This is a genomic window from Sulfuriferula sp., assembly GCF_054605375.1.
Map to the genome: position 1 here is coordinate 1 of NZ_JBTSEG010000014.1, position 16584 is coordinate 16584.

Sequence of the window (16584 nt, forward strand, 5' to 3'; positions counted from 1 at the left end):
ACTTTGGTACTCCTTCATGGTGCTCTCCTTCTCTCTTGGTCGAGATCAGGAGCGTCCAATTGACCGTCGTATCGGTCAAACCTTTTGGAGTCCCCCGGCAAAGCCGGGGGTTTACTTCACGGAATTATGCAGGACACGCTGGCACGGTCAACCGCTCGTTCGCATAAACATCATTAAACTCGCGCAGGATTTGCTGCACTTGCTCCATATCCAGGTCCGCGACAATAAACACGAAGCGGCTTTGCCGGTTTTCGTCCGGCCATTCCGGTAATTCTGTCGGCGTATGCAAAATGTGCTGTACGACATGCAGGACAGTGGGGTTGTCGTTGCCTTTTAGATTGACTATGGCCTTCATGCGCAACAGCGATTTGACATGCGCGCCCAGCAGCCTTTGCAACGCTGCATATATACCGGTCCATTCCAGCGGCTCATCGAATGTCGCACTGAACGATCGAATGCGCTCATCATGTACCGGCATTTCCTTTGCGGGTCTGCCGGTCATGGGCATGCTTACCGCCGGGCGATACTGATTTGCGCCCAGCCACTTATTTACCTCAACGCTTTTATTGGTCAAATCATAGAGCCCGGCATTCAGGATAAGTGCTGAATCGAGCTGCCCATGCTCTACCGTAAGGATCGGTGCAGACGAATTGAGCTCTGCCAGGCGCGTCCGCAGATCATCCACTGCTCGTGGATCCGAAAGATCCGTCTTGGTCAGGAGCAGGTAATCCGCGACCACCACCTGTTTAACTGCTTCGAAGTAGCTATCCAATTGCTGCTCGCCGAGCACGGCATCCACGGTCGTCACCACCCCAGTGAGCTGAAAACGCGCAGCCAGCCAGCGTTCGTTAATCAGGGTATCCATAATCGGCACCGGATCGGCAATCCCTGTGGTCTCGATGATCACGCGCTCGAAGCGAGGGATATCTCCACGGCTCGCCGCCATGAACAGGTTTTTCAATGTCGGGGATAGTGAACCGACTACCGTACAGCAAATACAGCCCCCGGAAAGCAACGCTAGCGGCCCATCGGTTTTTTGCAGCAACTGGTGGTCCAATCCGATTTCACCAAACTCGTTCATGATAATGGCGGTACGTGGCTGCTGCTGAATTAGCTGGTTGAGCAGGGTGGTTTTGCCGCTGCCGAGAAATCCGGTCAACAGTGTTACGGGTATGGGGGAGGAGAACATGAAGATTATTTCCTGATTTTCCAGGGTGGTTTAGCGGTTCGTGCTCATTTGGTTTTCTTGTCTGCGTTTGTTACGCGCTCAGCTTTTACGCTTGGCACGCGGATGGGCGGCGTCGTAGGCTTTGGCCAAATGCTGAAAATCCAGTCGGGTATATATCTGTGTAGTACTGATGCTGGCATGCCCGAGCATTTCCTGCACCGCCCGTAGATCACCGGAGGATTGCAGCAGATGTGAAGCAAATGAATGTCGCAACACGTGAGGATGAACATTCGCTTCCAGCCCGGCGCGCGCGGCCCATTTTTTCAACCGTAACTCTATGGCACGCTGTCCCAGATGGCTGATACCGCGGCCCGGAAACACATAATCGGTGCCTGCCGGACGCGCAGTTAGCCATTCGGACAGCGCAAGAGCAGCACGGCTACCCACCGGCACAATACGGGTTTTATTACCCTTGCCGGTCACCGTAACTTCGCCACCTGCCAAATCAAGCTGGGCTAGCTTGAGTTCAGCCAGCTCTGAAAGGCGCAGCCCTGAAGAATAAAACAATTCCAGCATTGCCTGATCGCGCGCTTGGAGTGTTGCATCCGGTGGTGTTTCCAGAAGTTGCCGGGTTTGGTCGGGCGATAGCGCTTTAGGGAGCGCCCGCGGCGATTTTGGCGCATGCAGACCCTCGCAAGGGTTGTGGGTGTAGCCGTGACGCTTCACCAGGTAATGATAAAAACCGCGCCAGGCGGAAAGCGTGCGCGCCAGGCTTTTGCCTGACAAGCCTTGCGCATGGAGTCCCGCGAGAATACGGCGGATATCCTGGATTTGTATGGCATCCAGACCAACATTATCCATTTTTATGAACAGTACGCGTAAATCGCGCGCGTAGTTTTCCAGCGTGTGATGAGACAACCCGCGCTCACTGCCCAAGTAGGCTATATAGGCTTCGAGCAGGGCGGTTGGGGTCACGGTAAAAAGCGCTGCAGGGCGGCTGCGAGCAATTCACCGAGGCGGTGCAGGTAAAGCGTGCCCATTTGCGGGTAAAACCGCTGCACATCTTCCGAGGCCAATACCAGAACGCCAATACTGCGATCGGCTTTTAAAGGTACCGCCGCAAATGAGCGCGAATGACCGGCGCCTTCAAACCAATCTGCCATTTCGTTCATGGGCAGGGCGCCGCACTGTGGAGCGCTGGTCTGTTCCGCCCAGTTTTTGATGGCTTCGGAAACCGCGGAGAATTCCGCCAGCGGCGCCGCACCATCCCATATGCGCAATACAGCATGTGGAATACCGAAATTGTCGTGCAAGTTGAGCTTGAGTGCCTGCAATAGCGCAGGCAATTCGCGCACCGACATTAAGGCTCGTGATAAATGATGCATTTTTTCTGCTATCGCATCATTCTCTTCACCGAATTCAATCAGCTCTGCCAGCTTGGCTTCCAGTAGTTTGTGCTTTTCCCGCAAGTTGAGTATTTGCCGTTCGGCAATGGACACAGTACGCCCCTCGAACGGGTGGCTCACGCGCACATCCGTCAACAAATGAGGATGTTGGTCAAAAAACTCGGGGTGGCCTGCCAGATAGCGGGCGACATCTTCTGTCTGCATATATTTATCCTAATTCTATTACGCCTTCGAATACATTCTCGGCGGGTCCGATCATCCAGACGGGTGTTCCCACGCCAGCCCAGTGAATAGTAAGCTCTCCACCTCGCGTAGCCACTTGCACTGTCGCATCCAGCAAGTCGCGGCTGATACCTGCGACTACGGCGGCACAAGCGCCGGTACCGCACGCCAGTGTTTCTCCCGCTCCGCGCTCAAACACACGCAGACGAATGGCCTGGCGATCCATGATCTGCACAAAGCCCGCATTCACTTTGTTGGGAAAGGATGGGTGCGACTCGACGCGCGGCCCCTGACTTGTTACGGCTGCGGTGTCGACATTATCTACATATTGCACTGCATGGGGATTGCCCATCGACAATACGCTCATTTCGACCATCTCGTCTTCCAGCATAAGTTTGTAAGTGAGCGCTTGCTCACTTACGACGAACGGTATTTGGCCAGGGTCAAATACCGGTTCGCCCATATTAACCGAGACTCTCCCGTCCGCTTCCAGACGCGGTCGGATTATTCCACCGGCTGTCTCGACACGTATTTCACTTTCCCCGGAAAGCTTTTTATCGTGCACAAAACGCATAAAGCAGCGCGCGCCATTGCCGCATTGTTCAACCTCACCGCCATCCGCATTGAAGATACGGTAACGAAAATCGGCGTCGGAGCGAGTAGGGCGTTCCACCAGCAACAATTGATCGCAACCCACCCCAAAATGGCGGTCGGCAATGAATCGCACCTGTTCGGTACTCAACTCAATTGCCTGGTTAATCGCATCGAACACGACAAAATCATTGCCCGCGCCATGCATTTTGCTAAAGCGAAGCTTCATTCGGTTATTTTCTCAAATCATTAACTCGAGGTAATCCCGGTAAATACAGCGATCCATGACCACGGTGAGGCCCGCTTCCCTGGCCCGATCGGCGGCCTGCTCGTGAATAATGCCCTGTTGTATCCAGATTGCCGGACATTTTATTTGAAGACACTCTTCAACTAGCGCCGGGATATGTTCCGCCGCGCGAAACACGTTAACGATGTCAACCGGAAAAGGCAGTTCCAACAAATTTGCATAAGCCTTCTCTCCCAGCACCTCCGTTACCATGGGCCGCACCGGCACCACGCGATAACCCTGCTGTTGCAGGTGGCGCGCCACACCATGACTGGGCCGCTTTGGCTGGGGCGATAACCCTACCATGGCAATCGTACGTGCGCGCTGCAACAGTGCCTTGATCGCAGCGGGGGCAGGATTATCGAACACGATCAGGTGTTAACGCGTTGCTACAGCAACCCGCTTAAACATCCAGATTTCGTACGCCCAGCGCGTTGGTCTCGATGAAAGCACGGCGCGGCTCTACCTGATCACCCATTAGCGTAATGAAAATCTCGTCGGCAGTAATGGCATCTTCAATTTGCACGCGCATCAAACGGCGCACGGTGGGATCCATGGTGGTTTCCCATAACTGGCCAGGATTCATCTCGCCCAAGCCTTTGTAGCGCTGAATTGCGAGACCCCGTTTCACTTCGTTGAGCAGCCATTCCAACGCCTGCTTGAAGCTGGATACCGGTTGTACCTTTTCACCACGCATCACGCGGGCGCCTGTTCCCAGTAGATGCTGTAGCACCTGGCTGGTATCGCGTATTTGCGCATAGTCGCCACTGGCAATGAAGTCGGCATCCAGGCGAGTCGCCTGGATGTTGCCATGATGGCGACGCAGTATCTTGAGCGTATGTTGCTCGGATTCACTATCGTATTCCGCAAGGATTTCGACAGACGGATCCTTCACCGCGCCTGTCAGTGCTGCTGAGGCGCGCTGTGCCTCGTCCACATTATCAAGACTGACCGGCGCAATCTCCATCAATGCGTGCATGACCGCCCCATCAATCAAGCGGCTCATGCGTTCAATAACTGCCTCTGCCAGCAAGTAGGATTTGGCAATTTTTCCAAGGGCCTCGCCATCGATTTCGGTGCTGTTCTGTTCAGCGGTTATCAGCCGGGCGTCCTTGATCGCCTCCGACAGTAAAAATTCCTTCAGTTCATGCTCGTCCTTGAGATAACGCTCGGTCTTACCATGCTTGACCTTGTAAAGCGGCGGTTGAGCAATGTAAATATGACCGCGCTCTACCAGTTCCGGCATCTGCCGGTAGAAAAAAGTCAGTAACAAGGTACGGATATGTGAGCCGTCCACGTCCGCGTCGGTCATGATGATGATACGGTGATAACGCAACTTATCGGCGTTATATTCATCCTTGCCGATACCGGTACCGAGTGCGGTGATCAGCGTGGCAATTTCCTGACTGGAGATCAGCTTATCGAAACGTGCCTTTTCAACGTTCAAAATCTTGCCTTTGAGCGGCAGGATCGCCTGGAACTTGCGGTCGCGGCCCTGCTTGGCTGAACCGCCGGCGGAATCACCCTCGACCAGATAGATTTCTGATTGCGCAGGATCTTTTTCCTGGCAATCGGCGAGTTTGCCGGGCAGACCCATGCCATCCAGAACACCCTTGCGGCGCGTCATCTCGCGAGCCTTTCTGGCGGCCTCGCGCGCCCGGGCGGCATCCACAATTTTTCCGCAGATGATTTTCGCGTCGATCGGGTTTTCCAGTAGAAACTCACTCAATTTCTGACTGACGATTTCCGATACCACTGGCTGCACCTCAGATGACACCAGTTTGTCCTTGGTTTGTGACGAAAACTTGGGTTCGGGTATTTTTACCGAAAGCACGCAAGTCAAACCTTCACGCATATCGTCACCACCGGTTTCCACCTTGGCTTTTTTTGCCTGTTCGCTTTGCTCGATATACTGATTGAGCGTGCGTGTCATTGCGGTGCGCAAGCCTGTCAGATGGCTCCCGCCATCGCGTTGCGGAATATTATTGGTAAAGCATTGCACAGTTTCCGCGTAGGAATCATTCCATTGCATGGAAACTTCCACGATCATGCCGTCTTTTTCGCCTACCGCATGAAAAATATGAGGGTGCAGCACGGTTTTGGAGCGATTCATATACTGCACGAAACCCATCACCCCACCGGAAAAGGCGAAGTTTTCGCTTTTGCCATCCCGCTGATCGATAAGTTCTATCTTTACCCCGTTATTCAGGAACGACAACTCTCGAATGCGCTTGGCGAGAATATCGTAGTGGTATTCAACCAGTCCAAACGTTTCTATCGAGGCCATAAAATGCACTTCGGTACCATGCCGCTCGGATGGGCCCATCTCGGCCAAAGGCGCAACGGCCACGCCCTGCCGGAATTCCATCTGATGGGCCTTGCCGTTACGCCAGATACGCAGCTTAAGCCAGTCTGACAACGCATTGACGACGGAAACACCTACACCATGCAATCCTCCCGAGACCTTGTAGGAGTTCTGGTCAAATTTTCCTCCCGCGTGTAGTTCCGTCATTACAATTTCTGCGGCGGATCGCTTGAACTCGTCATCCTGTTTTTCGTCGGTGGGAATGCCCCGTCCGTTATCTGCTACGGAAACAGAATTGTCTGTATGAATAATGACCTTGATGTCATCACAATACCCGCCTAGCGCTTCGTCGATTGCGTTATCAAGCACCTCAAACACCATATGGTGCAAACCCGCCCCGTCAGAAGTATCACCAATGTACATACCCGGGCGTTTGCGTACGGCGTCCAATCCTTTCAGGATTTTAATGCTGCTTGAATCATACTCATTGCTCATGACGGCTACTTCCTTAATATTTGGCAGTGTTTCACGTGGAACATCGCAATCAGATGCGCATTGGCATTACAACGTATTTGAAACTGGCATCATCCGGTTGAACCAACAACATGCTGCTGTTTGCATCCCCAAACAAGCAGTGAATCGAATCACAGGTCAGATTGTTCAAGGCATCCAGTAGATAGGAAACATTGAACCCGATATCCAGCGCCGCCCCCTGATACTCCACCTCAAGTTCTTCTTGCGCTTCTTCCTGCTCGTTGTTATTGCAGATGATGCGTAATTCACCCGGGTTTAATACCAGGCGCACCCCTCTGAATTTTTCGTTGGAGAGAATCGCCACGCGTTGCAGGGCTTGCAGTAGGGCTAGTCTCGCAACCTTTAGCACATTGGCATGGTTGCTTGGGATTACCCGGTTGTAGTCTGGAAATTTCCCTTCAATGATCTTGGAAACCAGTTCTATACGGGCAAAATTGAATGCCACCTGGTTTCTGCGGACTTCAATATGAATCAGGTCGTCGCTATCGGCTAATTGCTTACCTAACTCCTGCACCGTTTTGCGGGGAACAATGATTTCCTGGGGTGCGCTTTCCTGTTCCATTTCTGCTGAGGCAAAGCTCAATCGATGACCATCCGTCGCAATGACCATAATCGTTTTTCCATTCAATACCAACAACATACCGTTTAAATAATAACGGATATCCTGTTGCGCCATTGCATATTGGACTCTCGAAATCAAATGCTTGAGGGTTTTCTGGCTGAGGCTCGCACGACTCTCGGTTTCGCCGCTGGATTCAATTACAGGGAAATCCGCAGCGGGTAATGTCTGCAAATTAAACCGGCTCTTGCCCGCCCTGATTTGTATTTGTTCATCGTTGACCTCCAGACGAAGATTCGCTTTGTCAGGAAGAGCCCGGCAAATATCCTGTAATTTTTTTGCCGATACGGTAATTGCAAAATTATCTTCTGTTGCATTTGCCTGAGTTGACGTACGTATCTGAATCTCCAGATCGGTAGCCGTCATAGCCAGTACACCCGCATTTTTCTCGATTAATACATTTGACAGGATTGGGAGCGTATGTCGTTTTTCAACAACGCCAGTGACCGTCTGTAATGGGAAAAGCAATGAATCACGTTCTGCTTCTAGTAATAACATATATAACCTTAATAGTAATAGTTAAGGGTGGCGTATATTCCGAATAACATCAATTTTTTATTGATTATCAAAGTCTTAACAATAATTTAATCTTGCGTTTAAAGTTAGTATGACACACGGACAAATTGTGGATAAGTTTCCGTAAAGGTTTGAAACCCGGGTTATCCACAAAGTGTGCACAATTTACCCACTAACTTGTTAACACCTGTAGCAACAGGGCGTATTCCCTGCTCATTGCTGCATCCTGTTCCTTGAGTTGCACAATTTTTCGGCATGCGTGCAAAACGGTGGTGTGGTCACGTCCGCCGAATGCCTCTCCAATATCAGGCAGGCTGAGCGAAGTTAACTCCTTCGCCAGAGACATGGCCATTTGACGTGGACGAACCAGCGACCGAGTGCGCTTTTTTGAATACATTTCCACTACTTTTATTTTGTAGAAATCAGCTACGGTTTTTTGAATGTTCTCAATAGATACCTGACGGCTTTGCACAGCAAGCAAATCCTTGAGAGATTCTTTTACCAAATCCAGGGTAATACTGCGTGCCGAAAATCGAGCATAGGCGAATACGCGCTTTAGCGCACCTTCCAGTTCACGTACATTGGAGCGTATCTGTTTGGCGATGAAAAAAGCAATATTTTCCTCCAGCACGACACCTTCCGCAGCCGCTTTTTTAAGCAGGATAGCGACACGCATTTCCAGCTCCGGGGGCTCGATGGCGACGGTCAGGCCCCAACCGAAACGGGATTTCAGCCGATCTTCCATGCCGGCGATTTCTTTAGGGTAGGTGTCGCAGGTGATGATGACTTGTTTACGCGCTTCAATCAGGGCATTAAATGCGTAAAAAAACTCTTCCTGGGTCCGGCCTTTACCGTTGAAAAACTGAATATCGTCGATCAATAATAAATCCAGTGAGTGATAGTGGCGCTTAAATTCATCAAATGTTTTGTGTCGATAGGCGCGCACAACATCGGAAACATAGTTTTCTGCATGAATATAGCTTATTCGTGCAGATGGATTATAGGTGTGTACCACGTTTCCGATAGCCTGGATCAGGTGGGTTTTGCCCAGCCCGACGCCCCCATAAATAAATAATGGGTTATAAGCGGTGCCGGGATTTTCCGCGACCTGGATGGCCGCTGCCCGAGCGAGTTGATTGGCTTTTCCCGTGACGAAGCTGTCGAAGGTGAATGTTGGGTTTAGACGTTTAGGCGATTCGGGAGGGGGTACGTGGGGAGCGCTTATTGGGGGTGCAGAGGGTTCTGAGCGGAGTGCAGTAGCCGTCGGCTCACTCAGGCCCAGATTGATTTCGGTCGGCTCACCAAAATAAGCGAGCGCCAACACTTCTATGCGCGCCAAAAATTTTTCCTTAACCCAGTCAAGTACGAACCGGTTCGGCGCGAGCAATCGAAAAGAATCTTCATCTAGAGCCGGCTTGAGGGGTTTGATCCACGTATTGAATTGCTGTGGCGGCAAGTCTTCGGCTAGATGGTTTAGGCAGCTCTGCCAAAACTCGTTCATAAATACAAAGCTGGGGTTGATTGATGATACATAGAAGCGTTGTGGCGCGGGATGCGCATGCCTGAAAACTACAGAACGCCGATTTTAACCCTCAAAGTAAAACTTATCCACAGATTGCCGAGATAATTACAGGTTGACAAAAGACACCATAAAATAGTCTAATCATGTGTTTTACAGAATCATTTTCCCTAGGATTTGCCATGAAGCGCACTTATCAACCTTCAGTAATTCGCCGTAAACGTACCCACGGTTTTCTGGTTCGCATGAGGACCAAGGGCGGGCGGGCGGTTATCCGCGCTCGTCGTGCCAAAGGCCGTGCCCGTCTCGCAGTTTGAGGAGCGTATTATAGCCAATGTTGCGAGCGTAAGCGGAAAGCAGAATTGGCGTTTTCCTAGGCAATATCGGCTGTTGAAAACGGATGAGTATTCATCCGTTTTTAATTTCCGTTGTGGGCAGAACGGGAAATTTGTTCGTGTTTACGCCAAACCCAACCAACTGTCCCATGCGCGTTTGGGTATTGTTGTGGGGAAAAAAGAATTGCGCACGGCGGTGGCGCGCAATCTAGCCAAACGTACCGTGCGCGAAGTTTTTCGTACAAACCAGCAAGGTATCCAGACGCTGGATATTATTGTGCGCATTATGAAACCGTTCGACAGGACCAATGTCTTGCTAGTACGCGAAGAATTACTTCGATTACTGCAGAAATCCAAACGATGTCTCGGCTCCTGATATACCTTGTCAAAGCTTACCAATATGCGATCAGCCCGCTGTTAGGCTCGCATTGTCGTTTTACGCCGACATGTTCTCAATATGCTGTCGAGGCGATCACCAAGCATGGTGCGGCCAAGGGATCTTGGCTATCGATGCGCCGTCTATCCCGCTGTCACCCGCGTCATCCGGGTGGTTATGATCCCGTACCTTAAATTACCAAAGCCAAAATGGATACCCAAAGACTAATTCTGTTTGTTGTATTTTCCTTCTCCTTGCTGATGTTATGGGAGAACTGGCAGAAACATGATCAGCCCGTAGCGGCGGTGAGCGCTCCCACACAGGCGACCTCGGCAGGCGTAGCGCCCGTACCGACGTTGGGTCAACAAGCAGCGCCGGTATCAACGCCAATAGCGTCCGCGCCAGGCCTGGTCAACGGCCCCCGTGCAGTGGTCACCACGGACGTGCTGCGTGCGGAAATAGATGCAAACGGCGGGGATTTGCGCAGCCTGGATTTGACGCGTTATCAGGATGCGGTCGATAAAAAGAAAACCATGCGGTTGCTGGAACAAGCCCCCGGGCATGAATATATCGCGCAATCCGGGCTGATCGGGAGCGACCTGCCTACCCATAAGACCCTGTTTCAGTTGGCCCCGGGCAATTACACCCTGGCGTCGGGTCAAGATAAGATTCAGGTACCGATGACTTGGGTTGATCCGGCCACCGGCGTAAAAGTAACCAAAACCTACACTTTCCATCGCGATAGTTATGAAATAGACGTGGGTTATCAAATAAGCAATCCGGGCAAGCTCGCCATCCCCGTTTATGCTTATTTCCAGCTTCTTCGGGATGACAAGGCGCCGGAGGGTGAGTCACACTTTATCCACACCTACACCGGTCCGGCCTTATATACCGAGCAAAGCAAATTCAAAAAAATTGAGTTCAAACAGATAGACAAAGGGGAACACGACTATCCGCGTTATTCCGATGATGGCTGGATCGGCATGGTTCAGCACCACTTTGTCTCCGCATGGCTGCCCAAGAATGGACCCAAGCGAGAGTTCTACACCAAGCCGGCGGGGGGTGGTTTGTACAGTGCCGGCGTCATCATGCCGGAAGGCAGCGTACAACCGGGCACAAACTTGAGTTTTTCCACGCCTTTGTATGCAGGACCGCAGATACAAAAAACCTTGACTGCGCTGGCGCCAGGACTGGATTACGTGGTGGACTACGGCATGCTGACGCCGATAGCTGCGCCTATCTTCTGGACCCTGCAGAAAATCCACCACTTTGTCGGCAACTGGGGCTGGTCCATTGTTATTCTGACCATACTGATCAAATTAATGTTCTTCCCGCTTTCCGCCAAAAGCTATAAGTCCATGGCGCAGATGCGCGGACTGGCGCCACGTTTGCAACGCCTTAAAGAGCAGTTTGGCGATGACCGCCAAAAACTGCATCAGGCCATGATGGAGCTGTACAAAACAGAAAAAATCAATCCGCTCGGCGGCTGCCTGCCGGTGGTAGTGCAGATTCCGGTGTTTATATCACTGTACTGGACGCTGCTGGGTAGTGTGGAAATGCGCCAGGCGCCGTTTATCCTGTGGATACACGATCTGTCCGCACCGGATCCTTACTATGTACTGCCGATCATCATGGGGATTACCATGTTGATCCAGACGCGTCTCAATCCGACCCCACCCGATCCGATTCAGGCCAAGGTCATGATGATCATGCCGGTGGCATTCAGTATATTTTTCTTTTTCTTCCCGGCAGGACTGGTGTTGTACTGGTTAGTGAATAACCTGATATCCATTTCTCAACAATGGTATATCACCCGTCGTGTCGAGGCCGCCAAAGCCGGCCATGCCAAACCTTGAAGGCGATATCATCGCTGCTGTTGCTACTGCCCCCGGGCGCGGCGGCATTGGTGTGGTGCGCATTTCAGGGAATCGGCTAGCGTCATTAGCGCAAGCCCTGCTGGGGCAGGTGCCGCCGCCGCGCATCGCGCGGCTGAGTTACTTCCGCGCGGCCCAGGGCGAGGTGCTGGATGAAGGCATCGCCTTGTATTTTCCTGCGCCACACTCATTTACCGGCGAAGACGTGCTCGAGCTACAGGGGCACGGCGGGCCGGCGGTATTACAACTCATCCTGTCACGATGCTTTGAATTGGGCGCACGTCCGGCGCAGCCCGGAGAGTTTACTCGCCGCGCTTTTTTAAACGACAAAATCGACCTGGCACAAGCCGAAAGTGTGGCAGATCTGATAGACGCCGCTTCAGCAGAGGCGGCGCGTTGCGCACTGCGCTCTCTGACCGGAGAGTTTTCAAGACGCATCCACGAACTGGTAGAGGCGCTAATCAACCTGCGCATGTTAGTGGAAGCCACGCTGGACTTTCCCGAAGAAGAAGTCGATTTTTTGGAGGCGGCGGATGCTTTTGGCAAACTGGCGGTAATTCAAGATGCGCTGGAAAAAACCCGGCAGGAGGCACGCCAGGGCAGTTTGTTGCGCGAAGGGATTCGGGTGGTTTTAATCGGACAGCCCAACGTAGGTAAATCCAGCCTGCTCAATCAACTTGCCGGACAGGAGGTGGCTATTGTGACCGCAGTTGCGGGCACGACGCGCGACACCGTGCGCGAAACCATACAGATACAGGGCGTACCATTACATATTATCGACACGGCCGGGTTGCGCGAAACCGAGGACGAGGTTGAGCGCATCGGCATTGCGCGCGCGTGGGAGGCGATACGCCAGGCTTCAGTCGCGTTGCTGTTGGTCGACGCACAACATGGCATTACTGCGGCAGAACAGGCCATTATCGCCGCACTGCCTGACACGCTGCCGCGTTTAACCATTCATAATAAAATCGACCTTCATCAGGAGCCTTCACGCAAACAGGGTAATGATCTCTATCTGTCAGCCAGAACGGGTGAGGGCATGGATGCCTTGCGAATGGAGCTCCTTAAAATTGCGGGCTGGCAACCGGAAGGCGAAGGTTTGTTCATGGCGCGTGACCGGCATCTGGTTGCTTTGACCCAGGCATCTCAACATATAGAACAAGCCAGGCTGTCTGGTGACAGGCTGGAATTTCTGTCGGAAGAGCTCCGCTTGGCGCAGAGCGCCTTATCCGCCATCACAGGCGAATTCAGTGCTGATGATTTGCTGGGCGAGATTTTCAGCCGTTTTTGTATCGGGAAATAAGCGAAAACACTCAAAATACGCCAAAACACGCCAGGTTGATCAATTGCTGGCGCGTCAAGGCCAGGGCATGGGTCAGGCCGGGATCGTGCGGCCTGGCTGGTTTTGGCGGGCCGTTTTTTGGCCGAAATTTCGAAATCGGCTTGCCGGATGTTTCACGTGAAACAAACTTAACCTTTAGGCGGGTTCGGCGTATCATTCCGAGTCTTGAGTGCCGTGTTGAGCAGGACAAACCCATGAATTTCCCTGAGCGTTATGATGTAATTGTGATCGGTGGCGGGCATGCCGGCACCGAAGCGGCACTTGCCTCGGCGCGTATGGGTCAAAAAACGCTACTGCTCACGCACAATATCGAGACACTCGGACAAATGTCTTGCAATCCCTCCATCGGCGGTATTGGCAAGGGTCATTTGGTAAAGGAGGTGGATGCCCTGGGGGGCGCCATGGCCGCGGCTACCGACGAAGCGGGTATCCAGTTCCGCATCCTGAATTCATCCAAAGGGCCGGCTGTGCGGGCGACGCGCGCGCAGGCTGACCGCGTGCTGTACCGTCAGGCAATCCGCAAGCGCTTGGAAAATCAGCAAAATTTATGGCTGTTTCAGCAGGCGGTGGATGATTTGCTGTTGGACGGTGACCGTATCGCCGGGGTAAAAACCCAGCTCGGGCTGGTGTTTCATGCGCGTGCCGTGGTGTTGACCGCGGGCACTTTTCTGGCGGGTTTGGTGCACGTTGGGCAATCCAATTATCAGGCCGGGCGAGCGGGGGATCCGCCGGCCGTCAGCTTGGCGCATCGGTTGCGTGAGCTGAGTCTGCCGGCGGGGCGCCTCAAGACCGGCACGCCGCCGCGCCTGGACGGGCGCAGTCTGGATTATTCGCTCATGGAAATGCAGCCAGGTGACGATCCTGCGCCGGCATTTTCTTTCCTCGGCAATGCCGCTCAGCATCCGCAGCAGCTGCCTTGCTGGATTACGCATACGTCGGAAGTTACCCACGAAATTATCCGTGGGGGACTGGACCGGTCGCCGCTCTATACGGGCATGATTGCTGGCGTTGGCCCACGTTATTGCCCGTCTATTGAAGACAAGGTGGTACGCTTTGCCGAAAAACTTTCGCACCAGATATTTGTTGAACCGGAAGGCTTGACCACCCACGAGGTCTATCCAAACGGCATTTCGACAAGTTTGCCGTTTGATATACAAATGGCGTTGGTGCGGTCGATCAGGGGTTTCGAAAATGCACATGTCACCCGTCCGGGCTATGCCATTGAATATGATTATTTTGACCCGACGGCACTGAAGAGCTCCCTAGAAACCAAAGCAATCCAGGGCCTGTTCTTCGCCGGTCAGATCAATGGGACCACCGGTTACGAAGAGGCGGCAGCCCAGGGCCTGCTGGCCGGCATGAATGCCGGTTTATATACCCAGGAGCGCGCAACGTGGTGTCCGCAACGTAATGAAGCGTATCTGGGCGTACTCGTGGATGACCTGATTACGCGCGGCGTCACCGAACCTTACCGTATGTTTACCAGCCGAGCAGAATATCGCTTGTCTCTGCGTGAAGATAACGCCGACCTGCGCTTGACGGAAGTGGGCCGTAAGCTGGGTGTGGTGGATGATTTGCGCTGGAATGCGTTCATGCGTAAGCACGACGCCATTGAGGCAGAACAGGCGCGCCTGCGCAGCGTGTGGGTGCGCCCGGAAAGCCTGTCCGAGGCGGATACGCTGCGCGTACTGGGCAAGCCGATCGAGCACGAGTACAGCCTCTACGAATTGTTGCGGCGCCCGGACGTGAGTTATGCGGGAATCATAAGCCTGCCGGGTGCGAGCGGGATAACAGACGACCCGCAAGTAACCGAGCAAGTGGAAATCCAGGCCAAATACCAGGGCTATATCGATCGGCAGCATGACGAAATTGTGCGCGGGCGCGCGCAGGAAGGATTGTTATTGCCTGCGGACCTGGATTACAGCGAGGTGCGCGGCTTGTCCATAGAGGCGCAACAAAAACTGAATCGCCACAAGCCGGAAACGATCGGCCACGCTTCGCGTATTTCGGGTATTACGCCGGCAGCAATTTCAGTGCTGCTGGTGCATTTGAAGCGATCCGGTGCTTCCATAAAACATAAAACCTACGCATGACCGCGTATCAGCAATTGGAGGCGGGCACCCGCTCGCTAGGGATCACGCTGGATGAAATGCAGTTAACGCGGTTGTTGCAATACCTTGGGCTGATCCAAAAATGGAATCGGGTGCATAATCTCACGGCGCTGCGCGACCCGGAAAAGATGTTGACGCATCATCTGCTGGATAGCCTGGCAGTGTTGCCGCATCTCGACGCAGATTGCCTGCTGGATGTCGGGAGCGGGGCTGGCCTGCCTGGTATTCCCTTGGCAATTGCACGCCCGGACTGGGCGATTACGCTATCGGATAGTAATCAGAAGAAATCCAGTTTTCAGCTTCAGGCCGTGATTGAATTGGGCTTGAACAATGTCCGGGTAGTTTCAGGACGGGTAGAGGATATTCAATGCGAGCAAAAATTTGATGGCGTGATTTCCCGCGCATTTTCGGAAATCGCGGATTTCGTCGCCTGTTCGGCGCGCGTGCTGGCAATCGCCGGGCGCTGGTATGCCATGAAGGGCACGTACCCGCAAGCGGAACTGGAGAGGCTGCCTGAGGGCGTTGAAGTGGAGCGGATCACATCATTGGTAGTCCCCGGGCTCGATGCGCAGCGTCACCTGATTACCCTGAAAGCGGTGTAATGACAAAAATTCTGGCAATAACCAATCAAAAAGGCGGGGTCGGGAAAACGACTTCAGCGGTTAATCTGGCCGCCAGCCTGGCGGCACTGGGGCAGCATGTTTTACTGGTGGACCTTGACCCGCAGGGCAATGCAACCATGGGCAGCGGCGTAGATAAGCGCGGTTTACGGCATACCGTATATCATGTGCTGCTTGAACTGGCGCCGCTGTCGGAGGTGCGCCAGCATTCGGAGAAAGGCGGGTTTGATTTGCTGCCAGCCAACCGGGAACTGGCGGGGGCAGAGGTGGAGCTGGTCGATCAGCCGCAGCGCGAGACGCGACTTAAAAAGGCGTTATCTGTCGTTGCCGAACAATATGACTACATATTGATAGATTGTCCGCCCGCGCTTAATCTACTCACAGTAAACGGCTTGACGGCTGCTGATGCGGTAATGATCCCCATGCAGTGCGAGTATTATGCGCTGGAAGGGCTGTCCGATCTGGTCAATACAATTAAAAAAGTACGTACCAATCTGAATCCCCGGCTGGAAATAGAGGGTTTGCTGCGCACCATGTTTGATCCGCGTAATACGCTTGCCCAGCAAGTTTCCGACCAGCTCAAGCAGCATTTTGGCCACAAGCTTTATGATACGGTCATCCCGCGTAACATCCGGTTGGCTGAAGCGCCTAGCTATGGTTGTCCGGTATTGGCGTACGATCGCAATTCCAAAGGCGCACTTGCATACCAGAGCCTGGCTACAGAGATGTTGCAGCGCGGCCTGGAGAAAAAGTAAGCGCA

16 protein-coding genes are annotated in these 16584 nt (G+C 53.0%); 8 read left to right on the plus strand and 8 right to left on the minus strand.

Going from position 1 to position 16584, the window contains the following annotated elements:
* Positions 1 to 124: 124 nt before the first annotated feature.
* The 8 genes from ACYCZJ_RS09335 to dnaA all read right to left on the minus strand — a co-directional run bounded on the left by ACYCZJ_RS09335 (position 125) and on the right by dnaA (position 9148).
* Positions 125 to 1189 carry a CobW family GTP-binding protein gene (locus ACYCZJ_RS09335; RefSeq protein WP_461553948.1) on the minus strand — a complete coding sequence of 355 codons (1065 nt, stop codon included), beginning with the start codon at positions 1187 to 1189 and terminating at the stop codon, positions 125 to 127.
* A gap of 78 nt (positions 1190 to 1267) precedes the next feature.
* The gene (gene xerC, locus ACYCZJ_RS09340) at positions 1268 to 2143 is read right to left on the minus strand and encodes a tyrosine recombinase XerC (protein ID WP_461553949.1); all 876 of its coding nucleotides are present in this window, start codon (positions 2141 to 2143) and stop codon (positions 1268 to 1270) included.
* Positions 2140 to 2778, minus strand: a complete 639-nt coding sequence (locus ACYCZJ_RS09345) for a DUF484 family protein (RefSeq protein WP_461553950.1) — start codon at positions 2776 to 2778, stop codon at positions 2140 to 2142. The genes xerC and ACYCZJ_RS09345 overlap by 4 nt, the downstream gene beginning before the upstream one ends.
* 4 nt (positions 2779 to 2782) lie before the next feature.
* Positions 2783 to 3616, minus strand: a complete 834-nt coding sequence (gene dapF / locus ACYCZJ_RS09350) for a diaminopimelate epimerase (RefSeq protein ID WP_461553951.1) — start codon at positions 3614 to 3616, stop codon at positions 2783 to 2785.
* A 12-nt stretch (positions 3617 to 3628) separates the two neighbouring features.
* Positions 3629 to 4042 carry a CoA-binding protein gene (locus ACYCZJ_RS09355; protein WP_461553952.1) on the minus strand — a complete coding sequence of 138 codons (414 nt, stop codon included), beginning with the start codon at positions 4040 to 4042 and terminating at the stop codon, positions 3629 to 3631.
* A gap of 34 nt (positions 4043 to 4076) precedes the next feature.
* Positions 4077 to 6473: a DNA topoisomerase (ATP-hydrolyzing) subunit B gene (gene gyrB / locus ACYCZJ_RS09360; RefSeq protein WP_461553953.1), complete on the minus strand. Its 2397-nt coding sequence runs from the start codon at positions 6471 to 6473 to the stop codon at positions 4077 to 4079.
* A 49-nt stretch (positions 6474 to 6522) separates the two neighbouring features.
* On the minus strand, positions 6523 to 7629 hold the full coding sequence (gene dnaN / locus ACYCZJ_RS09365; protein ID WP_461553954.1) for a DNA polymerase III subunit beta: 1107 nt from the start codon (positions 7627 to 7629) through the stop codon (positions 6523 to 6525).
* A gap of 190 nt (positions 7630 to 7819) precedes the next feature.
* Entirely contained in the window at positions 7820 to 9148 is a 1329-nt protein-coding gene (gene dnaA / locus ACYCZJ_RS09370) for a chromosomal replication initiator protein DnaA (protein ID WP_461553955.1), read from the minus strand.
* Positions 9149 to 9348: 200 nt separating this feature from the next.
* Between dnaA and rpmH the strand changes: the two genes are divergently transcribed.
* The 8 genes from rpmH (at position 9349) to ACYCZJ_RS09410 (ending at position 16579) form a co-directional block, all read left to right on the plus strand.
* On the plus strand, positions 9349 to 9483 hold the full coding sequence (gene rpmH, locus ACYCZJ_RS09375; RefSeq protein WP_124703720.1) for a 50S ribosomal protein L34: 135 nt from the start codon (positions 9349 to 9351) through the stop codon (positions 9481 to 9483).
* Positions 9452 to 9877 carry a ribonuclease P protein component gene (gene rnpA / locus ACYCZJ_RS09380; RefSeq protein ID WP_461553956.1) on the plus strand — a complete coding sequence of 142 codons (426 nt, stop codon included), beginning with the start codon at positions 9452 to 9454 and terminating at the stop codon, positions 9875 to 9877. The genes rpmH and rnpA overlap by 32 nt, the downstream gene beginning before the upstream one ends.
* Positions 9862 to 10071 (plus strand): membrane protein insertion efficiency factor YidD, encoded by a 210-nt coding sequence (yidD, locus tag ACYCZJ_RS09385; protein ID WP_461553957.1) that lies wholly within the window; start codon positions 9862 to 9864, stop codon positions 10069 to 10071. The genes rnpA and yidD overlap by 16 nt, the downstream gene beginning before the upstream one ends.
* A 15-nt stretch (positions 10072 to 10086) precedes the next feature.
* Positions 10087 to 11733: a membrane protein insertase YidC gene (gene yidC / locus ACYCZJ_RS09390; RefSeq protein WP_461553958.1), complete on the plus strand. Its 1647-nt coding sequence runs from the start codon at positions 10087 to 10089 to the stop codon at positions 11731 to 11733.
* On the plus strand, positions 11720 to 13054 hold the full coding sequence (mnmE, locus tag ACYCZJ_RS09395) for a tRNA uridine-5-carboxymethylaminomethyl(34) synthesis GTPase MnmE (protein WP_461553959.1): 1335 nt from the start codon (positions 11720 to 11722) through the stop codon (positions 13052 to 13054). The genes yidC and mnmE overlap by 14 nt, the downstream gene beginning before the upstream one ends.
* Before the next feature lie 233 nt (positions 13055 to 13287).
* Positions 13288 to 15186: a tRNA uridine-5-carboxymethylaminomethyl(34) synthesis enzyme MnmG gene (mnmG, locus tag ACYCZJ_RS09400; RefSeq protein ID WP_461553960.1), complete on the plus strand. Its 1899-nt coding sequence runs from the start codon at positions 13288 to 13290 to the stop codon at positions 15184 to 15186.
* Complete coding sequence (rsmG, locus tag ACYCZJ_RS09405) at positions 15183 to 15806, plus strand: 16S rRNA (guanine(527)-N(7))-methyltransferase RsmG (RefSeq protein WP_461553961.1); 624 nt, start codon at positions 15183 to 15185, stop codon at positions 15804 to 15806. The genes mnmG and rsmG overlap by 4 nt, the downstream gene beginning before the upstream one ends.
* Positions 15806 to 16579: a ParA family protein gene (locus tag ACYCZJ_RS09410; RefSeq protein ID WP_461553962.1), complete on the plus strand. Its 774-nt coding sequence runs from the start codon at positions 15806 to 15808 to the stop codon at positions 16577 to 16579. The genes rsmG and ACYCZJ_RS09410 overlap by 1 nt, the downstream gene beginning before the upstream one ends.
* Positions 16580 to 16584: the final 5 nt, after the last annotated feature.